Genomic DNA, 6,821 nt, shown 5'->3' with positions numbered 1-6,821 from the left:
GTTACGGCGGTCATAGCGTGGGGGAAACGCCCGGTCCCATTCCGAACCCGGAAGCTAAGACCCACAGCGCCGATGGTACTGCACCCGGGAGGGTGTGGGAGAGTAGGACACCGCCGGACACACATTAGGCAAGAGCCCCGACCCCAGGTCGGGGCTCTTCCCCTTTAACCACCACAACCACCTTTTACGGACCACCCTCGCAACCACCGTTTCACGGACCGGACCGGACCGGACCAGACCAGCACGGCCCCGGTCGCCACCAGAACACCGGCCAGGTAGCTTTCTGCCGGCACCGGTAGAGTTGGTGGTCATGGAAAACCTCTTCAGCCACCCAGCCTCTGAGTCCGAGCCGTCACAGCCAGTGGGCGATGCACTGGAGCCGCTCATCTTCAGCGTTGTAGTGCCCACCAACATTTCGCACGCTTTCCAAGGATTCACCGATCATCCGCACCTGTGGTGGCCGCTGGAGCAAGAGAGTGTCTACGGCGTTGGGTCCCATGTGGAGTTCGAAGAGAACCTGATTCTTGAGACGGCCGAGGACGGGCGTACCTCGGTCTGGGGCACCATCGACGACTGGCAGCCCCCACTGTCTTTCCATGCCAGCTGGTATCCGGCCGGCACTCCGCTGTGGTCCACTGAGATCCGCGTGGTCTTTGGCGCTGTGGAGGACGGGACCGAAGTACGTCTGATCCACGACGGGTGGGAAGGCGCCGAGGATCCCGCGGCTTCGCGTGCGTCCTACGCCGAAGGTTGGCCGCGTGTTCTGGATCGCTACGCCAGGTTCATGGGCGGAGCCATTGCCTAGGATCCGCAGGCTTCATTCGAGTGACTGGCAGTTGCTGCGTGAGGTTCGGCTGGAAATGCTCGCGGACACCCCCATGGCCTACATTGAGAGCCTTGAGTCAGCACGCCGGCAGACCGACACGCAGTGGCGGGAACGTGCCGCGGCCATGTCCGGGGACAACAGCTTGACCTTGGTGGCCGATGCCGGTCATGAGGGCAGCAAATTTTGTGCGTTGATGCGTGTGGTCCTCAAGCACCCCCAAAGCCCGGAGAAGCCGCTGCAGGCCATGCTCATCAGCGTTTACGTGGCTCCGCGGCTCCGGGGCTTGGGTCTGGCCGATGAGCTCCTCAACGAGGCCTGCAAAGCGGCCGGGGAAGAACTCGGGGCGCAGACTATCGAGCTCGGGGTCCACGAGGACAACGCACGGGCTCTGGCGTTTTACCGGCGTCATGGCTTTGAGGCAACAGGCGCCAGCCGGGTTTATCCGCAAGACACGTCCAAACGCGAGCTCACCATGGAACGGCGGCTTGCTGAGGGAGCCACCGGCATATCCCGGCAAGGACTGAACGCCTAGGAGGTCCCTGCCCTGGGAACGGCGGTGCTTGACCGGACTACCAACTTGGTGGGATGTTCGGTGTCAGCTGGTTCAAGGACCATTCCCTCGGCGATCGCACCCAGAAGTGTACGGACAGCCAATGCTCCTTGGCCTTTGGCATCCTGGTCGATGGTGGTCAGGCCCAGGACGTTGCCAAGATCGTGTCCGTCGATTCCCATGACGGAAAGGTCATCCGGAATTCGGAGCCCGAAGTCCCGGGCAGCCAGGATAGTGCCGATGGCCATTTCGTCGGAAGCGGCAAAAACAGCGGTGGGCCTGTCAGGGGCGCCGGCAAGCAGTTGTCTGGCTGCGGCGTAGGCGCCTTCGATGGTGAAGTCCGCGGAAACGATCCATTCGGGACTGACGGCGCATCCGGCGTCGTTCATTGCGTCTTCGAATCCGCTCCGGCGGGTTCCCGGAAGATGGAAGTCTTGGTCGTAGGCCTCGTTGCCGGTAATGTGCGCGATCTTGGTGTGACCCAGGCCGAGCAAGTGGTTGGTGGCCTTTCGCGCGATAGCGGAGTCGTCGATCCTGATGGTAGAGGCTCCGGGCAAAGGACCTCCGATGCCGACGATTGGCCGGTGCATCGCGTGGAGCTGCTGAAGTTCGGCTTCGCTCAGTTCCAGTGACACGGCGATCACCGCGTCAACACGTTTGCGCAGGAGGAAGTCGTTGAAGACGCTGTGCCGGTGCTCGGTGTTTTCGCCGATGTTGTAAAGGGTGAGGTCGTAGCCGGCTTCGAGAAGCGCGGCCGAGACGCCCTCGATCACCGCTGAGAAGAACCAGCGGTGGACCGAGGGCACCACCAAGCCGACGTTGTGCGTGCGCCCGGAGGCCAGGCTTGAAGCATGGTAGGACAGGACAAAGCCCAGCTCGGCGGCGGCTGCGCGTGCACGCTCACGGCTTGCGGGCGATACGTTGCCCTTGCCGCTAAGCGCCCGTGAAACTGTGGCAACGGACAGCCCTGCGCGCTCGGCTACGTCCTTGATGCCCGTCATGCCGCTCCTTGGTGAAAAATCAGCTGACTGTCAGCCAGATTGTCTCCCCTGAGCCTAGTTGATCCGGGCCTGCTTGATCTGAACCCAGTGCCGCAGCACTGCGCAGGATGGTGGCACCATCCGGGAGTGGCAGCGGATCGGCACCGACGTTCATGACCACCAGCGTGTTCCCGTTCAGGTAGGCCAGTGCGGACTCCGTGCAGTAGTCCTCCACCCAGGCGAGGGAGCCCTCGCCGAGCCGGTGCTTGGCGCGTTCAGCGAGCATGGCACGGTAAAGGTTAAGGTGCGACGCCGGATCGGACTCCTGCTTGTCCCTTGCCAGTGCGGGCCAGGACTCGGGCTGGGGCAACCAGGGATCACTGCCGCTGCCGAACCCGGAGTGGGGTTCGGACGAACGCCAAGGCAGCGGCACCCGGCAGCCGTCGCGGCCAATGCGGGCTCCGCCCGTGCGGACGAAGGTTGGGTCCTGGCGCATGCTGCCTGGAATGCTGGAGGAATCGGGGAGGCCCAGTTCTTCGCCTTGGTAGAGGTAGGCACCGCCCGGGAGCCCGAGCATGAACAACGTTGCCGCGGCAGCCCGGCGTCGTCCGAGTTCTTCGTTGGGCTGCGCGTCGTCCGGGCCGATGCCGTCGCCGTCGCGGGGCCCCGGTCCGTCGTACCCGAACCGTGAGACGTGTCGGACAACATCGTGGTTGGACAGCACCCATGTGCTGGGAGCGCCCACGGCGTCGAGGGACACCAGGGAATCGGTGATGATGTGGCGCAGTCGGTTAACGTCCAGCCCGGCATGCAGGTAGGGGAAATTGAACGCCTGGTGCATTTCATCGGGGCGGACCCACTGGGCCAGCCGGGGGAGCGGATCCACATTTGCTTCGGCGCAGAGGATGCGGTCAGGACCGTATTCTTCCAGGATGGAACGCCAGCGGCGGTAAATGTCATGGAGGGCCGGCTGGCCGAACATCGGGGCATCCTGGCCGGGGAAGCCATCGGAGCTGTTGCCGTCGGCGCGTCCGCCCCAGTTGGGCAGTCCGGCTGCCTTGACCAGCGCGTGGGCGACGTCGACGCGGAACCCGGAAATTCCGCGGTCCAGCCAGAAGCGGAGGACGCGTTCGAACTCAGCGTGCACCGCCGGGTTGTCCCAGTTGAAGTCAGGCTGCGAGGAGTCGAAGAGGTGGAGGAACCATTGCCCCGGCCGGCCGTTTGGCTCCGTGATGCGTGTCCACGCCGGGCCGCCAAAATGGGACTGCCAGTTGTTGGGTGGCTCGTTGCCGTCAGGTCCCTGGCCGTCGCGGAAAATGAACATGTCCCGCTCGGCGCTGTGGGCGCCCGCAGTGAGTGCTGCCTGGAAGGCCACGTGCTGGTCGGAGCAGTGGTTGGGAACGAGGTCCGCGATAACGCGCAGGTTGAGCCTGTTGGCCTCGGCGATCAGGGCATCGAAGTCGGCCAGGGTACCGAACAGGGGATCGACGTCGCAGTAGTCGCTGACGTCGTAGCCTGCGTCCCGTTGGGGTGAGCGGTAGAACGGCGACAACCATACGGCGTCGACGCCCAATCCGGCCAACTGGGAGAGCTCGGCGGTAATCCCTGCCAGATCGCCGATGCCGTCGCCGTTGAGGTCGCGGAACGAGCGCGGGTAGATCTGGTAAATCACAGCCGAACGCCACCATCCGTGCGCCTTGGAGGCGTCGTGGACCGGGGTCAGCTGGGTGAAAGCTGCAGTGGGCTCGTGGGCCGCAACCGAGAGCATTGAATCAACGGACATGAACACATCGTAAAAGAGATTTTGGAAAATTGTAAACGCTTCCAGTCCTAAGGGTGCTGTCTTTTCGACCGCTCCGCAGGGTGGGGTTTTCATATCCACATGATGGGCTGTAGTCTGTGGAAGCGCTTGCAGTTGTGAGCCATATCACCAGCGTTGGAGTGGCCTTGGAGCCCTTCCCGACGCCATGCTCAATATTGCCCAGCGAAAGGCATTGCTTGCCGCCCCACAGTACGGGACCGGAAAGGTGACCTCGGCACCTGCCGGGCCATCCGGCGTCGACGGTGTTTTCCTGCGCGACAGTGTTTGCCTGCGTGCCGGTGGTATCTCCGCAGGATTCTGGGCGATGCCGGGGACAACGATTCCCACCCCCTGAGCCGGACCACAGCAAGAGCCCGCTTGATTGCCCCTGCGTGGTGACCCCTGCCTAGTGACCCCTGTCTGGTGACACCGAAGCCCGCGGCATCGACCCCATGCCGCTCTGGCTAGACTGTGAGCACTGAATACGCTGCGAAGACTGCCGGTTTGGCGTGTCCGCGGCACCCATGTGGAGGTAGTGCTTTGTCGGACGAAACGGCTGTGGCCGGTACATCAGAGGAACGCATCAAGGACCGCACGGTCGGGCATGCTGAGCAGACCCGGCCGACAACCGGGCAACGGGCTTTCCTGCAGGAGTTGGCAGCCGGGCTTCGGGCCGGGCAAATGGCCGATGATGAAGAAACCCTCACCACCTACTCCATCGACCAAGGCCCGATGCTGGAAAGGCATCTGCCCCTGACCGTCGTGTGGGCCGAATCGGTGGAAGACGTCCAACACATCGTCCGCACCTGTGCCGCACATCAGGTACCGATCGTCGCGCGGGGCGCGGGAACCGGCGTTTCCGGAGGTGCGCACGCCACCAAAGGATGCATCGTGCTGGGCCTTGAACGGATGAACCGCATCCTTGAGCTCAATCCCGACGACGAAACCGCCGTCGTCGAACCCGGTGTCATCAACGCTGACCTCAACGCCGCAGCAGCCAAGCACGGCCTGATGTACGCGCCCGATCCGGCCAGCTACAAAATGTCCACCATCGGCGGCAACGTGGCCACCAACGCAGGCGGATTGCGCTGCGCCAAATACGGAGTAACCCGCGATTCCGTGCTGGCCCTGGATGTTGTCATGGCCGACGGCTCCCTCATGCACACCGGCCACCAAACCTTCAAAGGGGTTGCCGGGTACGACCTCACCGCGCTGCTGGTAGGTTCCGAAGGGACCCTGGGAATCGTGGTGGGCGTGACCGTCCGCCTGAAATACCTGCCCCGCGAAGTGCACACCATTGCCGCGTTCTACCAAGACTTCCGCAGCGCCGCCGCCGGCGTGCTCGCGGTGGGCCGGGCCCGTGTCCAGCCCGCCATCATGGAACTCCTGGACAACGGGACCCTGGTCCAGCTCGACGAACTCCACGGCGGCGACCTCCAAAAGCGCGGCAAATCCCTCCTGCTCATCCAGACAGACGGCTTCGGGGCGGCGGCAGAAGCCGACGTCGTCCGGCAAGTACTCGCCGACGGCGGCGCCACCGTGACCACCGAAGCCAGTGCCGAAGCCGAAATGCTCGTGGAACTCAGGCGCAACAGCCGCGGCGTAGAGGTAGACGACGAATTCAGGGTGGGCGAAGACATCGCAGTCCCGCGCTCCCGTCTGGTGGACTTCGTCGCAGAACTCGAAGCCATGGCCGCGCGGTTCCAGGTACGCCTCAAGGTGGTGGCCCACGCAGGCGACGGCAACCTGCACCCCACGTTTTGGATGGACCGCGTAGATCCAGCCACCGATGCCGACGCCTTGGTGCGCCTCAACGCTGCCCTTGATGAATCCATCCGGGTGGGCCTGGACATGGGCGGGACCATCACAGGGGAGCACGGTGTGGGCCAATACAAACTCCGCTGGCTCGGGCTGGAGCAGCCGCAGCCTGTGCGGGAGCTGCAACGGCGGATCAAGGAGTTGTTCGATCCTCAGGGGATTCTGAACCCGGGGAAGGCTATCTAGGCCTGCTTTTTTGGGGGCGGCTGCGGGTGTGGCCCGGGGTGGGGCCCGCAGGTGTGGCCTGTGGGGTGGGGCCAGTGGCCCGCAGGGCCGCAACGCTCGGCGCGCTCGGCCGTTCCTCCCTTAGACGCGCGCTGCCGCGTTCCGGCCCTGCGGGCCTCGCTCTCTCACATCCCCGGGGGTTTTGGGGGACGCTCTTTCAGGTCCCTTGGTGGTTTGGTCGGGCGCTCTTTCAGGTCCCCGGGGGTTTGGTCGGACGTTCTCTCAGGTCCCCTTGGGTTTTGGGGGACGTTCTCTCACATCCCCTTGGGTTTTGGGGGACGCTCTTTCAGGTCCCCGGGGGTTTTGGGGGACGTTCTCTCAGGTCCCCTTGGGTTTTGGGGGACGCTCTCTCAGGTCCCCGGGGGTTTTGGGGGACGTTCTCTCAGGTCCCCTTGGGTTTTGGGGGACGCTCTCTCAGGTCCCCTTGGGTTTTGGGGGACGTTCTCTCAGGTCCCTTTGGGTTTTGGGGACTTTCTCTATGTTTGCGACCTTTCTTGGTATTCCAAATCCGTTGGGAGTGGATCACTGTTGTATCGTGTCGGCTTATTTGACGGCATTTACTTTCTTCTGTTCTCCTCTTAGGCTTGCTTGGTATACCAAAGTTGCTATGAGGGGAATGAC

The 6,821-nt window shown here is 63.7% G+C and carries 6 protein-coding genes and 1 rRNA gene; 5 read left to right on the top strand and 2 right to left on the bottom strand.

The genetic code is table 11. The features are described 5' to 3' along the window. Positions 1 to 2: 2 nt before the first annotated feature. The 3 genes from rrf (at position 3) to BLQ01_RS21715 (ending at position 1,358) form a co-directional block, all read left to right on the top strand. Positions 3 to 119: ribosomal RNA gene (gene rrf, locus BLQ01_RS21725) — 5S ribosomal RNA — on the top strand. A 191-nt stretch (positions 120 to 310) separates the two neighbouring features. Continuing rightward, on the top strand, positions 311 to 805 hold the full coding sequence (locus BLQ01_RS21720; RefSeq protein ID WP_091554368.1) for an SRPBCC domain-containing protein: 495 nt from the start codon (positions 311 to 313) through the stop codon (positions 803 to 805). Then, positions 759 to 1,358: a GNAT family N-acetyltransferase gene (locus tag BLQ01_RS21715; RefSeq protein WP_254779565.1), complete on the top strand. Its 600-nt coding sequence runs from the start codon at positions 759 to 761 to the stop codon at positions 1,356 to 1,358. Before BLQ01_RS21720 ends, BLQ01_RS21715 begins: the two co-directional genes overlap by 47 nt. Here BLQ01_RS21715 and BLQ01_RS21710 read toward each other — a convergent pair. Together BLQ01_RS21710 and BLQ01_RS21705 are read right to left on the bottom strand one after the other, a co-directional pair. Beyond that, positions 1,355 to 2,377 carry a LacI family DNA-binding transcriptional regulator gene (locus BLQ01_RS21710; protein ID WP_026542629.1) on the bottom strand — a complete coding sequence of 341 codons (1,023 nt, stop codon included), beginning with the start codon at positions 2,375 to 2,377 and terminating at the stop codon, positions 1,355 to 1,357. The genes BLQ01_RS21715 and BLQ01_RS21710 overlap by 4 nt on opposite strands. 19 nt (positions 2,378 to 2,396) lie before the next feature. Further along, positions 2,397 to 4,139 (bottom strand): glycoside hydrolase family 13 protein, encoded by a 1,743-nt coding sequence (locus tag BLQ01_RS21705; RefSeq protein ID WP_254779564.1) that lies wholly within the window; start codon positions 4,137 to 4,139, stop codon positions 2,397 to 2,399. A gap of 184 nt (positions 4,140 to 4,323) precedes the next feature. Between BLQ01_RS21705 and BLQ01_RS22245 the strand changes: the two genes are divergently transcribed. Beyond that, positions 4,324 to 4,512 carry a hypothetical protein gene (locus BLQ01_RS22245; RefSeq protein WP_139183532.1) on the top strand — a complete coding sequence of 63 codons (189 nt, stop codon included), beginning with the start codon at positions 4,324 to 4,326 and terminating at the stop codon, positions 4,510 to 4,512. 185 nt (positions 4,513 to 4,697) lie between these two features. After that, positions 4,698 to 6,161, top strand: a complete 1,464-nt coding sequence (locus BLQ01_RS21700; protein ID WP_175493519.1) for an FAD-binding oxidoreductase — start codon at positions 4,698 to 4,700, stop codon at positions 6,159 to 6,161. The last annotated feature ends 660 nt before the right edge of the window (positions 6,162 to 6,821 follow it).

Origin of the sequence: Arthrobacter sp. UNCCL28 (assembly GCF_900102805.1) — a bacterium.
Taxonomy (GTDB): Bacteria; Actinomycetota; Actinomycetes; order Actinomycetales; family Micrococcaceae; genus Arthrobacter; species Arthrobacter nicotinovorans_A.
The sequence above is the reverse complement of the archived record's forward strand: the minus strand, read 5'-3'. Positions and strand labels throughout refer to the sequence as shown.

Coding starts and splice junctions, on each gene's coding strand:
- BLQ01_RS21720 (WP_091554368.1), top strand. CDS start 311: ATGGAAAACCTCTTCAGCCACCCAGCCTCTGAGTCCGAGCCGTCACAG.
- BLQ01_RS22245 (WP_139183532.1), top strand. CDS start 4,324: ATGCTCAATATTGCCCAGCGAAAGGCATTGCTTGCCGCCCCACAGTAC.
- BLQ01_RS21710 (WP_026542629.1), bottom strand. CDS start 2,377: ATGACGGGCATCAAGGACGTAGCCGAGCGCGCAGGGCTGTCCGTTGCC.
- BLQ01_RS21705 (WP_254779564.1), bottom strand. CDS start 4,139: ATGTCCGTTGATTCAATGCTCTCGGTTGCGGCCCACGAGCCCACTGCA.